We start from the raw sequence: 14,134 nt of genomic DNA on the forward strand, positions 1-14,134 counted from the left end.
GATGCCGCGCCCTGCCTGGTCCTTGTTTGCCTACCAACTGATCGAGCCCGATGAGCAGCTCGACCTGTTCGCTTGCCAGGAAATCCGCGTCCACCTCGTGGCCCGCCAACTCGAACTCGGCGTGCCGGTCGACCGCACCTTGTGCGGCGGCCTGCTGCCTGCGCAGCCGCGCTGGTCCGGTGTGCCCCGCAGCATCTACCGTGATGGCCGCCTGTGCGACCTGTGCCGGGCGATCCTCGATGCCCAGCGCCGCGGCATGCGGCCGGTCTGGCCCGAGCTCTGAGATGAATGTCTGCCGCGCGACTGCGCGCACCTTTCATCATCTGAAATGCTTGTAAAGCGCCAATGCCTCCCGCTTGCAGCGAGGCGGGTGTACAATCGTGCCTCTTGACCACCTTTCGAAGGATTTACCGGATGTTGCCGCGCTTTCCCGCCGTCACCCGTTGCCTGTCCCTGGCCGCCCTGCTGGTAGCGGGTCCCGCTGTTGCGCTGGAACTGCCACTGCCACCACCCGGTGAAGACGTCGTTGGCCAGGTCCAGACGATCAAGGCCAAGTACGAAGACACCTTTGCCGACATCGGCACCGCCAATGACCTCGGCTATCTGGAAATGATCGCCGCCAACCCGGGGGTCGACCCGTGGCTGCCGGGCGCCGGCACCGAGATCATCCTGCCGACCCGCTACATCCTGCCGCCGGGGCCGCGTGAAGGTATCGTCATCAACCTGGCTGAGTATCGCCTTTACTACTTCCCGAAAGGGCAGAATGTCGTGCACACCTTCCCGCTTGGGATTGGTCGCGAGGGCTGGGGTTCGCCCGTTGCCAATACCCGGATCACGGCGAAGACGCCGAACCCGACCTGGACGCCTCCAGCCTCGATTCGTGCCGAGCATGCCGCAGACGGTGACATCCTGCCGACTGTCGTGCCTGCCGGCCCCGACAACCCGCTTGGGCCGTTCAAGTTCACGCTGGGCGTGCCGGGCTACCTGATCCACGGTTCGAACAAGAAGTTCGGTATCGGCATGCGCACCAGCCATGGTTGCTTCCGCATGCTCAACAATAACGTGCTGGAGTTGTCGAAGATGGTCCCGGTAGGTACGCCGGTGCGCATCATCAACGAGCCTTACAAGTTCGGCATCAGTGGTGGCAAGGTTTACCTGGAGGCGCATACGCCGCTGGATGATAACGGCAACCCTTCCGTGGTCGACAAGCACACGGCGGTCATCAACGCCTTGCTCAAGCGTGAAGACCTGGCCAACAACCTGCGCATGAACTGGGACATGGTGCGTGACGTGGTTGCCGCGGAAGACGGTATGCCAGTGGAGATCGCCGTACCTACCAATAACCAGGGTGTTGCGCCAATGGTCACGAGCATCCCGCCCGAACTGCAGTAACGTTTTAGCGACGCCCGGGGCCCGCTCAGGTTGAATGCCTGCTGCGGGCCTCTTCGTTTTCGGGTGGCTTTCATCCAGGCAATAAAAAAGCCGACCCACAAGTGGATCGGCTTCATAACAATCCGTGAGGACTATTACTTGCGGCTGGCTTTGTCCAGCATGCGCAGGGCGCGCTCGTTGGCTTCGTCAGCGGTCTGCTGAGCCTTCTGAGCGGCTGCCAGAGCGTCGTCAGCCTTACGGTAGGCTTCGTCAGCACGGGCTTGAGCGCGAGCTGCTGCGTCTTCAGTCGCAGTCAGACGAGCTTCGGTTTCTTTGGATACGCTGCTGCAACCGGTAGCCAGAACTGCGGCCAGAGCCAGAGCAGAGAATTTCAGAACGTTGTTCATCGTGTTCCCCTTCAAGGACTTTCTATTAAATAGCCATCTCTCGGAAAAGAGAAACTGGCCGGCGTACATAGTACCCATTACTTGTAGTAAGTAAACTGACAGAGCGCAAGAACTGCAAAAAAAATGTTGCCTGGGGTGAAGCCGACAAGGTTTGCGGGTGTTTTGTGAAAAAACCGTGTAGCGAGCGCAAGCGATTGTAGTACGGGAACTTTTTTGTTGAACTAAGGGTGACTTTAACTGTCCCTCGGCGTCTTAAGCACTACAACATCCGGTTGCTGTTGCGGGGCGTGGTAGCGATTGCGGTGCGTGCCAGCGTCGGGCGCAGGTTCCTGCTACTTTTTAACACTGGCCACCTTGAGAAATTCCGCTCGCGGCGCCTACTATTTGGGAGTGCCCGGCCCGGTCGAACCATTGCTGTAGGCTCGGGGTCCAAGGGGCAAGAGGTGGCGTAGAGGTTCCTCCGCCGGATAAACCACATCGGTTAAGGTAAAGGTCTGCCAGAAAGGCCTGCGAGGAGTAGTGATGAGTGAAGCGCTGACCATCCACCATGACCAGGCCGGTCATCAGTTTGAAACCAACGTGGACGGTCATCGTGCCTACCTGACGTACATGGACCTGGGCAAACAGACGCTGGACATCTATCGCACCTTCGTGCCCAACGCCCTGCGTGGTCGCGGGATCGCAGCAGCGCTGACCGAGAAGGCCCTCGAGTACGCCGACCAGATGGGCTATACGGTGATCCCTTCCTGCTCGTACGTGGAACGCTACATGGAGCGTCAGCAGCGCCACTCGAGCAAGGTCTGAGCGGGGCAGCAAGCGCCAGATATGAAAAACGCCGGGCAATGCCCGGCGTTTTTCATTGCGCTGCTGCTCAGCCACGCTTGCGCTGTGGCAGCACGTCCTTGAGCTTGGCGTGCATGCTGCGCAGGGTTTTCTCGGTGGCCGACCAGTCGATGCAGGCATCGGTGACCGACACGCCGTACTGCAGTTCGTCGAGGTTTTTCGGGATCGACTGGCAGCCCCAGTTCAGGTGGCTTTCGACCATCAGGCCGATAATCGACTGGTTGCCTTCGAGGATCTGGTTGGCGACGTTCTCCATGACCAGTGGCTGCAGGGCCGGATCCTTGTTGGAGTTCGCGTGGCTGCAGTCGACCATGATGTTGGCCTTGATCCTGGCCTTGGCCAGGTCCTGTTCGCACAGGGCGACACTGACCGAATCGTAGTTCGGCTTGCCGTTGCCGCCGCGCAGTACCACGTGGCCATACGGGTTGCCCTTGGTGGTGACGATCGACACGCCGCCTTCCTGGTTGATACCGAGGAAACGGTGCGGCTTGGACACCGACTGCAGGGCGTTGATGGCCACGGTCAGGCCGCCATCGGTGCCGTTCTTGAAGCCGACCGCAGAAGACAGGCCGGAGGCCATTTCGCGGTGAGTCTGCGATTCGGTGGTGCGGGCGCCGATAGCGGACCAGCTGATCAGATCCTGCAGATATTGCGGGGAGATCGGGTCGAGTGCTTCGGTGGCAGTCGGCAGGCCCTTTTCGGCCAGGTCCAGCAGTAGCTGGCGACCGATGTGCAGGCCGTCCTGGATCTTGAACGAGTCATCCAGGTACGGGTCGTTGATCAGGCCTTTCCAGCCAACAGTGGTGCGCGGCTTTTCAAAGTACACGCGCATGACCAGGTACAGCGTATCGGACACTTCCTCGGCCAGCACCTTGAGGCGCTCGGCGTATTCGTGGGCGGCCTTGATGTCGTGGATGGAGCAGGGGCCGACCACCACGAACAGGCGATGGTCCTTGCCGTCGAGGATATTGCGTACCACTTCGCGGCCGGCAGTCACGGTCTGCAGGGCCTTGGCGCTGAGGGGGATTTCCTTCTTGAGCTGATCAGGGGTGATCAAGGTCTCGTTGGAGGCAACGTTAAGGTCATCGATCGGTAAATCAGCCATCGTGTTACTCGTCAGGTCACGGGTGCCGGCCGCCAGCAATCCCCGTGCGGCCCAGCAGCAATAATGTTCGCAGCGGGGAGCCGAACCTTAGCGCGTTACAGGGGGCGCGACAATGGCCTGAGCCCTGCGATGCAGGGTTTTTCCCTGGAGCATGGGGCTCGGCGTGCAATCGGGGTGCGCAGAAAGCGGTAATCGGTGTAAAAAAGCGCACTGGAATCAGAGATGGAGAGCAGCATGACCCCTTGTAAACCGCGTATCGGCATTATCGGCAGTGGTGCGATCGGAGGCTTTTATGGGCTGATGCTGGTACGTGCCGGTTTCGATGTGCATTTTCTGCTGCGCAGCGAATATGAGGTGGTGCGCGACCAGGGCCTGAAACTGGACAGCGCCGTGCACGGCGCTTTGCAGTTGCCGGTCCAGGCCTATGCCAGTGTCGCCGACATGCCGCCTTGTGACTGGCTGTTGATAGGCACCAAGGCAACCAGCAATGCCGAGCTGGCGCCGTTGATCACCCAGGCCGCCGCTGCCGATGCCAAAGTGGTGCTGCTGCAGAACGGCCTCGGCGTGGAAGAGCAGTTGCGCCCGGCGTTGCCGGCGCACCTGCACCTGCTTGGCGGCCTGTGCTTTATCTGTGTCAATCGCCAGGCTCCAGGGGTCATCCGCCATCAGGCCCTGGGGGCGGTCAATCTCGGTTATCACAGTGGGCCAGCGGAAGATGGCGGTGCAGCTGTCGTCGAAGCCGGCGCCGGGCTGTTCCGTGCTGCGGGCATCGACTCCCAGGCCATGGCCAACCTCGGTCAGGCGCGTTGGCAGAAGCTGGTGTGGAACGTGCCATACAATGGCCTTTCGGTACTGCTGGGGGCCAGCACCACGCCGTTGATGGCCGATGCCGACAGCCGCGAACTGATCCAGGCACTGATGGCCGAGGTGGTGCAGGGCGCCGCAGCGTGCGGGCATGAGCTGCCCGCCGGCTATGCCCAGCACCTGTTCCGCATTACCGAGCAGATGCCCGATTACTGGCCGAGCATGTACCACGACCATGCCCAGCAACGCCCGCTCGAGCTGCAGGCGATCTATGCCGAGCCACTTGCCCGTGCGCAGGCAGCCGGTTGCAGCATGCCGCGGATGCACATGCTGCACCAGGCACTGGCCTTCATCGACCGCGCCAACCGGGCTGGCTGAGTCCTCTGCAGGCCGCGGCAGCAGTGCGCCGGACGGCAAAGCGCGGGTCCGGTGCACTGCTAAGCTGAAGCTTGCTCTGCCGCAACGGCAGTCGAGGAGGTCGAATGATCCGCTCCATGCTGTACGCCACCGACCTCGGTGTGTACGCACCTTTTGTCATGCAGCACGCCCTGACCCTGGCTCGCGCCTTCAGCGCAGAGCTCTACGTGATTCACGCGGTGGAACCCATGGGGCAGTTTGCCGAGTCCCTGCTGCAGAGTTACCTCGATGAGCAGACGCTGGATGAATTGCACAGCGAAGGCGTCAATACGGTGATGGCGAACATCGAACAGCGGGTGCTGGAGAACTTTCGTGACGAATTGGGTGAGGATGCCGACCTGGCGCTGATCAAGGCGGTGCGGGTGCGCCAGGGTGACCCGGCCCAGGTCATCCTCGAGCAGGCGCAGCGGCTGAGCGTCGACCTGCTGATCTTCGGCAGCCATACGGCCGGTGCCGGGGCGGATGTGCCAATCGGGCGGACGGCGGTGCGCTTGCTGCAACTGTCGCAGGTGCCGGTGTACATGGTGCCGCTCTCGCAGCACCTCGGGCGTAGGAAATCGTGAGGGTGGTGGTAGGCAAACTCGGAAGTTCGTGTAACAAAATAGTTCTAGTTTTATTTCGAGAACCACTAATATAGTTATATCCGTCGCTGCCTGCTGCCGCTGACCTACCGCCGATTCGAGGGAAACCTATGAAGCTTCAACAACTGCGCTACATCTGGGAAGTGGCGCACCATGACCTCAACGTCTCCGCGACGGCGCAGAGCTTGTACACCTCGCAGCCGGGGATCAGCAAGCAGATCCGCCTGCTCGAGGACGAACTGGGTGTTGAAGTCTTTGCCCGCAGCGGCAAGCACCTGACCCGCGTGACCCCGGCCGGTGAGCGCATCATCAACACTGCTGGCGAGATCCTGCGCAAGGTCGAGAGCATCAAGCAGATCGCCCAGGAGTTCTCCAACGAGAAGAAAGGGACGCTGTCTATCGCCACCACTCACACCCAGGCACGTTACGCGCTGCCGCCGGTGATCAGCAGCTTCATCAAGCAATACCCGGAAGTGGCCCTGCACATGCATCAGGGCTCACCGATGCAGATTGCGGAAATGGCCGCCGACGGCACCGTCGATTTCGCCATCGCCACCGAGGCGCTGGAGCTGTTTGGCGACCTGATCATGATGCCGTGCTACAAGTGGAACCGTTGCGTGGTGGTGCCGCAAGGTCACCCGCTGACCAAGCTGCCGAAGCTGACCCTGGAAGCCGTCGCGGAATACCCGATCGTCACTTACGTGTTCGGTTTCACTGGCCGTTCGAAACTTGATGAAGCCTTCAACCACCGTGGCCTGACGCCGAAAGTGGTGTTCACCGCCGCTGACGCCGACGTGATCAAGACTTATGTGCGCCTGGGGCTGGGCGTGGGGATCGTGGCCAAGATGGCAGTCGACAGCAAGCTCGACAGCGATCTGGTGGCGCTGGATGCCAGTGAGCTGTTCGAAGCCAGCATTACCAAGATCGGCTTCCGCCGTGGCACCTTCCTGCGCGGCTTCATGTGCGATTTCATCGAGAAGTTCGCCCCGCACCTGACCCGTGAAGTGATGGCCAAGGCCATCCAGTGCCACAACAAGCAGGAGCTTGAAGAACTGTTCGAAGGCGTCGAGCTGCCGGTGCACTGATCCGCAACTGCAGGGGGCCGTTTCACGGCCCTTTCGCGACACAAGGCCGCTCCTACAGGAGTTCGCGTTCCCCTGTAGGAGCGGCCTTGTGTCGCGAAAGGGGCGCGAAGCGGCCCCCGCTATTTCAGGCCTTGCTGATCAGGTTGCCGGCGTGCAGCCCGCATTCCTTCTGGGTCGACTCTTCCCACCACCAGCGGCCTTCGCGCTCGTGCTGGTTCGGCAGCACCGGGCGCGTGCAGGGCTCGCAGCCGATGCTGATGAAGCCGCGTTCGTGCAGGCTGTTGTACGGCAGTTCGAGCATGCGGATGTAACCCCACACTTCCTCGCTGGTCATCTGTGCCAGCGGGTTGAATTTGTACAGGGTGCGCTCGGGCGTGGAGAACGCGCCGTCGATTTCCATCGGCGCCACCTGGCTACGGGTGCCCGGACTCTGGTCGCGGCGCTGGCCAGTGGCCCACGCGCTGACGGTGGCGAGCTTGCGCCGCAGCGGCTCGATCTTGCGGATGCCGCAGCATTCGCCATGGCCGTCCTTGTAGAAGCTGAACAGGCCTTTTTCCTTGACGAACGGGTCGAGCCTGGCGCGATCCGGGCTGAGGATCTCGATCGGCAGGTTGTAATGCTCGCGCACCTGGTCGATGAACCGGTAGGTCTCCGGGTGCAGGCGGCCGGTGTCGAGGCTGAACACCTTGACCTGTTTGTTCAGCTTCCAGGCCATGTCGACCAGCACCACGTCCTCGGCGCCGCTGAAGGAGATCCACAGGTCGTCACCGAAGTGTTCGAAGGCGAGCTTGAGAATGTCCTGCGGGGACTTGTTGGCATAGGTCGCGGCCAGGGCGGCGACGTCGAAGGGTTGGCTCATCAGGCGGTTTCCATCTTGGCTGTGGCGCTGTGCGCTCGTAATGGGGTGATGGTAACAAAAAATGGCGGGGTAGACGCCTGGCGATGAGCCTCAAAGGCTCTGCAGCGTTTCCATCAGCACCCGCACCTTGGCGATCGATTCTTCATATTCGGCCTGCCAGTCCGAGTCGGCCACCACCGCGCCGCCGCCCCAGCAACTGACCTGGCCATCCTTTACCAGCAGGCTGCGAATGGCGATGGAGCTGTCCATTTCGCCACGCACGTCCACGTACAGCAGTGAGCCGCAGTACAGCGCACGACGGCTGGGCTCCAGTTCGTCGATGATCTGCATCGCACGGATCTTTGGCGCGCCGGTGATCGAGCCACCAGGGAAGCTGTCGCCGATCAGGTCCAGGGCGTCCTTGTCGCGGGCCAGCTGGCCGGTGATGCTGCTGACCAGGTGATGGACGTTGGGGTAGCTTTCCAGGCTGAACAGCTCCGGTACCTTTACCGAGCCGATCTCGCAGGTGCGCCCCAGGTCGTTGCGCAGCAGGTCGACGATCATCAGGTTTTCCGAGCGGTCCTTGGGGCTGTGGCGCAGCTCCTCGGCATTGCGTGCGTCCTCGGTGGGGTCGGCCGAGCGCGGGCGGGTGCCCTTGATAGGGCGGGTTTCCACCTGGCCTTGGCTGACGCGGATGAAGCGCTCCGGGGAAAAGCTCAGCAGTGCACTGCCATCAGCCAGTTGCTGGTAGCCGGAGAACGGCGTCGGGCAGGCTTTGCGCAAGGCCTGGTAGGCGTGCCATGGGTCGCCCTGGCAGGGGGCGCGAAAGCGCTGGGTGAGGTTGATCTGGTAGCAGTCGCCGGCCTGGATGTAACGCTGCACCTGGTCGAAGGCGGCCTTGTACTGTTCAGGCTGCAAGTCGCCCTGCATGGGGGCGAGCAGCTGGAAGTTGCCGCACGTCGAAGTGTCGACAGTCTCGAACAGTGCCCTCAGGCGAAGCTGTTCTTCATGCGCCAGGTCTGGATGGAATACCAGCTGGCTGCTGCCAAGCTGATGGTCGGTCACCACGGCCCAGGCATACAGGCCCAGTTGCGCATCGGGCAAGCCCAGGTCGTCGCTCGACAGGCTGGGCAGTTGTTCCAGGCGACGGCCGAAGTCATAGCTCAGGTAACCGATCAGGCCGCCGGCGAAGGGCAGCTCGATGCCCTCAGGCAGTTGCGCTTCACCCAGTTGTGCCAAGCTGGCACGCAGGCGTTCGAGGAAGGCGCGGCCGTCTTCGTCGGGCTGCGCCTGCAGGTGTTGCACGGGCCACGCACTTAGCAGGTCGAAGCGGCCGCGTTCGGCGCCGGGGCGGGCACTGTCGAGCATGATCGCACCGGGGGCCTGGCGCAGGCGGGCGAAAAAGGCAGCGGGGTCGGGCTGGTAGGGCAGGGGGTGAAGCGTACAGGTCGGCATCAGTGTGGACGGCGATGTAAAAGCGAGGAGGGCGATTGTAGACCTGTGCAGGAAATGCGCCTAGCTTTGATGCGACATTCAAAGGTCGTGTTTGCACTGGGGCCGCTTTGCGGCCCATTCGCGACACAAGGCCGCTCCCACAGGTACAGCGCCGCCAGTGAATACAGCGCAGTACCTGTGGGAGCGGCCTTGTGTCGCGAAAGGGCTGCGCGGCAGCCCCGGCTTTTCAACGTGGATGCACGTGCCCGAACAGCTCCTGAGTCACCCGCACGCGCTGCTCGGCGTCCTCGGTGATCCCTTCCTTGGCCAGCGCTTCGATGTGCGCCTCGATGGCATGGGTGCGTTGGGTCAGCCCGGTATCGTTGGCGATCTGGATGTTCAGGCCAGGCCGGGCGTTGAGTTCGAGAATCAGCGGCCCCTTGTCCTGGTCCAGCACCATGTCCACGCCGATGTAGCCCAGCCCGCACAATTCATAGCAGCCTGCCGCCAGCTTCATGAAGCCGTCCCAGTTCGGCAGCTGCACGCCGTCCACCGCGTTGGTGGTGTCCGGGTGCTTGCTGATGATGTTGTTCAGCCAGGTACCGCGCAGGGTCACGCCAGTGGCCAGGTCCACGCCCACGCCGATGGCCCCCTGGTGCAGGTTGGCCTTGCCGCCGGACTGGCGGGTCGGCAGGCGCAGCATGGCCATGACCGGGTAGCCCATCAGGACGATGATGCGGATGTCCGGCACGCCCTCGTAGCTGATGCTCTTGAAGATCTGGTCCGGAGTCACCCGGTACTCGATCAGTGCGCGGTCGCGGTGCCCGCCCAGCGAGTACAGGCCGGTGAGGATGCTCGACACCTGGTGTTCGATTTCCTCGTGGCTGATGATCTTGCCCGACACCGTGCGGTAGCGGTCCTCGAAGCGGTCGGCGATCACCAGGATGCCGTCACCGCCGGCGCCCTGCGCCGGCTTGATGACGAAGTCGTTGCGCCCGCCGATGATCTCGTGAAGCTTTTCGATCTGCTTCTCGGTCTCGATGATGCCGTACATCTCCGGCACATGGATGCCGGCGGCCAGGGCGCGTTCCTTGGTGATGATCTTGTCGTCGACGATCGGGTACAGGCTGCGCTTGTTGTACTTCAGCACATAGTCCGCGTTTCGGCGGTTGATCCCCATGATGCCCCGGGCTTCCAGGGCTTTCCACGTCTTGATCAGGCCAAACATCAGGCGTCAGCCTTCTTCAGGAATGCCTTGAATCGCACGAGCTCGGTCAGGCGGTAGCCGCGGTAGCGGCCCATCGCCAGCATGAAGCCCACCAGGATCAACAGCACAGCCGGGAAGGTGAAGACGAAGTACACCAGCTCCGGCACCATCATCAGCAGGTGCGCCAGGGAGGCAGCGAACAGGGTGCCGATCGCCACTTTCATGGCATGGCCACCGCCGCGCTCTTCCCAGGTGATCGACAGGCGTTCGATGGTCATGGTCAGGATCACCATCGGGAACAGTGCCACCGACAGGCCCCGCTCCAGGCCCAGCTTGTGGCTGAACAGGCTGATGGCGGCAATCAGTACCACGACGAATGTCAGCACCACCGACAGGCGCGGCAGCATCTGCAGCTTCAGGTGCTCCAGGTACGAGCGCAGCGATAGGCCCAGGGCGGTGATCACCGTGAACAGCACGATACCGAAGCCCAGCTGGGTTTCGCGGAAGGCCAGGGCGATCAGCACCGGGGTGAAGGTACCCAGGGTCTGGATGCCGATCAGGTTGCGCAGGACCAGGATCACCAGCACGCCGATCGGGATCATCACCATGATCATGAAGGTCTGCTGGGTCTGTAGCGGCAAGCTGTACAGCGAGTATTCGAGGAAGTCGGCGTCGGTGTTCTCGTCGGTCAGCTTGGCCAGGCGGATGGCATTCATCTCGCTGTTGTTCATGCTGAACGTGACGTTGGCCTTCTTGCCGCCATCGACGGTGATCAGGTTGTCGTCACCGGTCCACCACAACAGGCGGTCGGCCGGCAGGCCCTGCTCGCCGGTGTCCGGGTTGAAGTACAGCCAGTCGTTGCCGTTGAAGCTGCGCAGCCACAGCTCCGGGGTCTGCGGCGTGTCGGCCACAAGCCGGATGGTGTGGACCTTTTCCATCGGCACATGGGCGATCGACAGCAGCAGGTCGATGACCTGAGCCTTTTTCATCGGCGAGGTGTCGCCGGCCAGCAGCAGCTTGACGTTGTCGTCATTGAGGTTGTTGACCCGCTTGATGGTCTCGCTGACGAAGGTCTCGACGTCGGCCGAGTGCTGGCGGATCGGTGCCATCAGGGCTTCGGCGGCGATCTTTTCCGGGCCGTCGATGGCCAGGCTGTCACGGAAGGTCGGGCCCTTGATGGCGGTCTTTTCGTTGCTGTAGCGCTTGGTCAGCACCAGGCGGTAGTACAGGGTCTGGTTGCCGCTGACGCGGCGCGCCGACCAGGTCACCTTGCGGTTGCCGTCGGCACGGTTGACGCTGACCCCGTAGTTATTGGAGATGAAACTCTCATTGAGGCTGACGTAGTCACGGTTCAGCGGCGGCACGAACATCTGGATCTTGACCGGGTCCTTGGTGCTGGCGACGAACTCGACCTTGGCGTCGATGTTCCACAAGTCGTCGGTCTCGTCCTCGGTCACCGGGATGCCGAGAGCGAAGATCTGATAAGCCGTGACCGCCACGCCGAGCAGCACCAGCACGGTGATCAGGACTTTCAGATGGAGGGTAAGAGAGCGCATCGGGATTACTCTGCTTTGGGAGCGTCGGTGGCACAGGCAGGTTTGCCGGCCGCGTATTTAAGGCTTGGGTCGACCAGCGCGTCGAAGTGCTTGAGCGCCTCGGAGCCGATCAGCAGCGGGAACTGGAACGCGCTGCGGTCGGTGAGGTTGACTTCGATGGTGCGCCGGGCCTGGCCCATGCAGATTTCAAGTTCGATGACCGGGCGGGCGGTGTAAGCCTTGCCCGAATCCGCATCATAGTCGCCGGCGCGGCGCTTGATCTTGCTCACGCGCGCCAGCGGGCGTTCGATAGGGTGCGAATGGGCGGCGTCGATGGCCAGGTAGAAGCGCACCCAGCTTTCGCCGTTGCGCTTGAAACGCTTGATGTCGCGGGCACTGAGCGACGCGGTCTTGGCCCCGGTGTCGAGCTTGGCGGCCACTTCCAGGTCGAGGTCGCCGAGCCGGGCGTATTCGTTCAGACCGTACACGGTCTTGCCTGCCGCCTGGCCAAGGGCCGGCAGCAGCGTGAGGCATAACAGCAATAATACGGGTGTAAGTCTCATAATCCTGGCGCGGTACTGAGCTGTGCAGGGTTCGGGGGCAAAGGTGACTGGCAACGACTGCGCAAGCTTCCTCGTTTATCTGTCAACAACATGAATTGAAGACAGACACACTATCCATACTCCATTGGAGGCGCGGCATTCTATCACGCCGACGTCTTGACGCCAGCGTGCCGCGATCTGACAACGCCCTCACTGGGTAAGTTCGCTCTTATACGATTGTCGACAATGTTCATTTTGTCTTTGACTGGATGGCTTTGATTCGCTAATTTCTGCTCAAGCGATTAGTAAGGTGTCGACAATATGCTGGACCTCACCACCCCGAGCCCCGCCGAGACAGACGAAACGGAAACCTTGTCCGAGCATGTCTTCCGGCGTATCCAGGCGGCGATCGTCAAGGGCGACATCGCTCCGGGCAGCAAGATCTCCGAGCCGGAGCTGGCGCGCACCTATGGCATCAGCCGCGGCCCGCTGCGCGAAGCCATTCATCGGCTCGAGGGCCAGCGCCTGCTGGTGCGCGTGCCGCATGTAGGGGCGCGGGTGGTGTCGCTCGACCACGCCGAGCTGATCGAACTGTACGAAATTCGCGAATCGCTCGAAGGCATGGCCTGCCGCCTGGCCGCCGAGCGCATGAGCCAGGCCGACATCGACGAGCTGCGCCGGGTGCTCGATACCCACGAGCGCGATGCCGCGTTCCAGGCCGGGCTTGGCTATTACCAGCAGGAAGGCGACTACGACTTCCACTACCGGATCATCCAGGGCAGCGGCAACCAGACCCTGGTCAAGATGCTCTGCGGCGAGCTGTACCAGCTGGTGCGCATGTACCGCATCCAGTTTTCCGCCACGCCCAACCGGCCACGCCAGGCCTTTGCCGAACACCACCGCATTCTCGATGCCATCGAAGGCCGTGACGGCGAGCTGGCCGAACTCCTGATGCGCCGCCACATCGGCGCGTCCAAGCGCAACATCGAGCGTCACTACCTGGACGCCAACAACAATAGCCCACGAGGTGAGAAATGACTGTGAAGAGCACCCCCGGTCAGCGTTTTCGCGACGCCGTTGCCGCCGAACACCCCCTGCAGGTGGTCGGCGCGATCAATGCCAACCATGCGCTGCTGGCCAAACGTGCCGGTTTCAAGGCCATCTACCTGTCCGGTGGCGGCGTTGCCGCTGGCTCCCTGGGCCTGCCTGACCTGGGCATCAGTGGCCTGGATGACGTGCTGACCGATGTGCGCCGCATCACCGACGTCTGCGACGTGCCCTTGCTGGTGGATGTCGACACAGGTTTCGGCGCGTCGGCCTTCAACGTCGCCCGCACCGTGCGCTCGATGTGCAAGTTCGGTGCTGCGGCCATCCACATCGAGGACCAGGTGGGTGCCAAGCGCTGTGGCCACCGTCCGAACAAGGAAATCGTCACCCAGCAGGAGATGGTCGACCGTATCAAGGCCGCGGTGGATGCCCGTACCGATGACAGCTTCGTGATCATGGCACGCACCGACGCCCTGGCGGTGGAAGGCCTGAATGCTGCCCTGGACCGTGCTGCCGCGTGCATCGAGGCGGGTGCCGACATGATCTTCCCGGAAGCCATCACCGAACTGTCGATGTACAAGACCTTTGCCGACCGGGTGCAGGCCCCGATCCTGGCCAACATCACCGAATTCGGTGCCACGCCGCTGTACACCACCGAAGAGCTGGCTTCGGTCGATGTGTCGCTGGTGCTGTACCCGCTGTCGGCATTCCGCGCCATGAACAAGGCGGCGGAAAATGTCTACACCGCGCTGCGCCGCGACGGCACCCAGAAGAGCGTGATCGACACCATGCAGACCCGCATGGAGCTCTACGATGCCATTGGTTACCACGCCTTCGAGCAGAGCCTCGATGCGTTGTTCGCGCAGAAGAAAGGTTGAGCGAACCGCTCCCGTATTAGCCAGAACGCTTCCTATAACA

General features: G+C 62.2%; 15 protein-coding genes. 8 read left to right on the plus strand and 7 right to left on the minus strand.

Annotation, left to right across the window (positions count from 1 at the left end; translation table 11 throughout):
- The first annotated feature begins 1 nt into the window (after position 1).
- Positions 2-283: a hypothetical protein gene (locus tag ACIPW4_RS12180; RefSeq protein WP_027919636.1), complete on the plus strand. Its 282-nt coding sequence runs from the start codon at positions 2-4 to the stop codon at positions 281-283.
- Positions 284-414: 131 nt separating this feature from the next.
- On the plus strand, positions 415-1,392 hold the full coding sequence (locus tag ACIPW4_RS12185) for a L,D-transpeptidase family protein (RefSeq protein WP_400658095.1): 978 nt from the start codon (positions 415-417) through the stop codon (positions 1,390-1,392).
- A 134-nt stretch (positions 1,393-1,526) separates the two neighbouring features.
- Here the strand turns inward: ACIPW4_RS12185 and oprI are convergent, their stop codons facing one another.
- Positions 1,527-1,778 (minus strand): outer membrane lipoprotei OprI, encoded by a 252-nt coding sequence (gene oprI / locus ACIPW4_RS12190; protein WP_003259780.1) that lies wholly within the window; start codon positions 1,776-1,778, stop codon positions 1,527-1,529.
- A 522-nt stretch (positions 1,779-2,300) separates the two neighbouring features.
- Between oprI and ACIPW4_RS12195 the strand changes: the two genes are divergently transcribed.
- A complete protein-coding gene (locus ACIPW4_RS12195; protein WP_023379662.1) occupies positions 2,301-2,582 on the plus strand; it encodes a GNAT family N-acetyltransferase in 282 nt (93 codons plus the stop codon).
- A gap of 67 nt (positions 2,583-2,649) precedes the next feature.
- On the opposite strand, the gene ACIPW4_RS12200 is transcribed toward ACIPW4_RS12195, so the two are convergent.
- Complete coding sequence (locus ACIPW4_RS12200) at positions 2,650-3,726, minus strand: 3-deoxy-7-phosphoheptulonate synthase (protein WP_400658101.1); 1,077 nt, start codon at positions 3,724-3,726, stop codon at positions 2,650-2,652.
- A gap of 234 nt (positions 3,727-3,960) precedes the next feature.
- Here ACIPW4_RS12200 and ACIPW4_RS12205 point away from each other — a divergent pair, with 234 nt between their 5' ends.
- The 3 genes from ACIPW4_RS12205 (at position 3,961) to cysB (ending at position 6,613) form a co-directional block, all read left to right on the plus strand.
- Positions 3,961-4,908 carry a putative 2-dehydropantoate 2-reductase gene (locus ACIPW4_RS12205; protein WP_400658103.1) on the plus strand — a complete coding sequence of 316 codons (948 nt, stop codon included), beginning with the start codon at positions 3,961-3,963 and terminating at the stop codon, positions 4,906-4,908.
- A gap of 104 nt (positions 4,909-5,012) precedes the next feature.
- A complete protein-coding gene (locus ACIPW4_RS12210) occupies positions 5,013-5,510 on the plus strand; it encodes a universal stress protein (RefSeq protein ID WP_400658105.1) in 498 nt (165 codons plus the stop codon).
- 128 nt (positions 5,511-5,638) lie between these two features.
- Positions 5,639-6,613 carry an HTH-type transcriptional regulator CysB gene (cysB, locus tag ACIPW4_RS12215; RefSeq protein ID WP_027919642.1) on the plus strand — a complete coding sequence of 325 codons (975 nt, stop codon included), beginning with the start codon at positions 5,639-5,641 and terminating at the stop codon, positions 6,611-6,613.
- Between the two features lie 124 nt (positions 6,614-6,737).
- Here cysB and ACIPW4_RS12220 read toward each other — a convergent pair whose 3' ends face one another.
- The 5 genes from ACIPW4_RS12220 to ACIPW4_RS12240 form a co-directional block, all read right to left on the minus strand.
- Complete coding sequence (locus tag ACIPW4_RS12220; RefSeq protein ID WP_400658108.1) at positions 6,738-7,472, minus strand: phosphoadenylyl-sulfate reductase; 735 nt, start codon at positions 7,470-7,472, stop codon at positions 6,738-6,740.
- Between the two features lie 90 nt (positions 7,473-7,562).
- Positions 7,563-8,906, minus strand: coding sequence for an aminodeoxychorismate synthase component I (pabB, locus tag ACIPW4_RS12225; protein ID WP_400658110.1), 1,344 nt, complete (start codon positions 8,904-8,906; stop codon positions 7,563-7,565).
- 226 nt (positions 8,907-9,132) lie between these two features.
- Positions 9,133-10,113 (minus strand): alpha-L-glutamate ligase-like protein, encoded by a 981-nt coding sequence (locus ACIPW4_RS12230; RefSeq protein WP_400658111.1) that lies wholly within the window; start codon positions 10,111-10,113, stop codon positions 9,133-9,135.
- Positions 10,113-11,648, minus strand: a complete 1,536-nt coding sequence (locus tag ACIPW4_RS12235) for an inactive transglutaminase family protein (RefSeq protein WP_400658113.1) — start codon at positions 11,646-11,648, stop codon at positions 10,113-10,115. Before ACIPW4_RS12235 ends, ACIPW4_RS12230 begins: the two co-directional genes overlap by 1 nt.
- 5 nt (positions 11,649-11,653) lie before the next feature.
- Complete coding sequence (locus tag ACIPW4_RS12240) at positions 11,654-12,190, minus strand: ATP-dependent zinc protease (RefSeq protein ID WP_400658116.1); 537 nt, start codon at positions 12,188-12,190, stop codon at positions 11,654-11,656.
- A 300-nt stretch (positions 12,191-12,490) separates the two neighbouring features.
- Here ACIPW4_RS12240 and ACIPW4_RS12245 point away from each other — a divergent pair, with 300 nt between their 5' ends.
- Both ACIPW4_RS12245 and prpB read left to right on the plus strand, forming a co-directional pair.
- Positions 12,491-13,207, plus strand: coding sequence for a GntR family transcriptional regulator (locus tag ACIPW4_RS12245; protein WP_400658119.1), 717 nt, complete (start codon positions 12,491-12,493; stop codon positions 13,205-13,207).
- On the plus strand, positions 13,204-14,094 hold the full coding sequence (prpB, locus tag ACIPW4_RS12250; protein ID WP_400658121.1) for a methylisocitrate lyase: 891 nt from the start codon (positions 13,204-13,206) through the stop codon (positions 14,092-14,094). The genes ACIPW4_RS12245 and prpB overlap by 4 nt, the downstream gene beginning before the upstream one ends.
- Positions 14,095-14,134 lie beyond the last annotated feature (40 nt).

The organism is Pseudomonas sp. NPDC089996, assembly GCF_044748405.1.
In the GTDB taxonomy this organism is placed as follows: Bacteria; Pseudomonadota; Gammaproteobacteria; order Pseudomonadales; family Pseudomonadaceae; genus Aquipseudomonas.

Excerpts from the sequence above, each read along its gene's own strand:
- ACIPW4_RS12180 (WP_027919636.1), top strand. The coding sequence starts at position 2 with ATGCCGCGCCCTGCCTGGTCCTTGTTTGCCTACCAACTGATCGAGCCC.
- ACIPW4_RS12185 (WP_400658095.1), top strand. The coding sequence starts at position 415 with ATGTTGCCGCGCTTTCCCGCCGTCACCCGTTGCCTGTCCCTGGCCGCC.
- oprI (WP_003259780.1), bottom strand. The coding sequence starts at position 1,778 with ATGAACAACGTTCTGAAATTCTCTGCTCTGGCTCTGGCCGCAGTTCTG.
- ACIPW4_RS12195 (WP_023379662.1), top strand. The coding sequence starts at position 2,301 with ATGAGTGAAGCGCTGACCATCCACCATGACCAGGCCGGTCATCAGTTT.
- ACIPW4_RS12200 (WP_400658101.1), bottom strand. The coding sequence starts at position 3,726 with ATGGCTGATTTACCGATCGATGACCTTAACGTTGCCTCCAACGAGACC.
- ACIPW4_RS12205 (WP_400658103.1), top strand. The coding sequence starts at position 3,961 with ATGACCCCTTGTAAACCGCGTATCGGCATTATCGGCAGTGGTGCGATC.
- ACIPW4_RS12210 (WP_400658105.1), top strand. The coding sequence starts at position 5,013 with ATGATCCGCTCCATGCTGTACGCCACCGACCTCGGTGTGTACGCACCT.
- cysB (WP_027919642.1), top strand. The coding sequence starts at position 5,639 with ATGAAGCTTCAACAACTGCGCTACATCTGGGAAGTGGCGCACCATGAC.
- ACIPW4_RS12220 (WP_400658108.1), bottom strand. The coding sequence starts at position 7,472 with ATGAGCCAACCCTTCGACGTCGCCGCCCTGGCCGCGACCTATGCCAAC.
- pabB (WP_400658110.1), bottom strand. The coding sequence starts at position 8,906 with ATGCCGACCTGTACGCTTCACCCCCTGCCCTACCAGCCCGACCCCGCT.
- ACIPW4_RS12230 (WP_400658111.1), bottom strand. The coding sequence starts at position 10,113 with ATGTTTGGCCTGATCAAGACGTGGAAAGCCCTGGAAGCCCGGGGCATC.
- ACIPW4_RS12235 (WP_400658113.1), bottom strand. The coding sequence starts at position 11,648 with ATGCGCTCTCTTACCCTCCATCTGAAAGTCCTGATCACCGTGCTGGTG.
- ACIPW4_RS12240 (WP_400658116.1), bottom strand. The coding sequence starts at position 12,190 with ATGAGACTTACACCCGTATTATTGCTGTTATGCCTCACGCTGCTGCCG.
- ACIPW4_RS12245 (WP_400658119.1), top strand. The coding sequence starts at position 12,491 with ATGCTGGACCTCACCACCCCGAGCCCCGCCGAGACAGACGAAACGGAA.
- prpB (WP_400658121.1), top strand. The coding sequence starts at position 13,204 with ATGACTGTGAAGAGCACCCCCGGTCAGCGTTTTCGCGACGCCGTTGCC.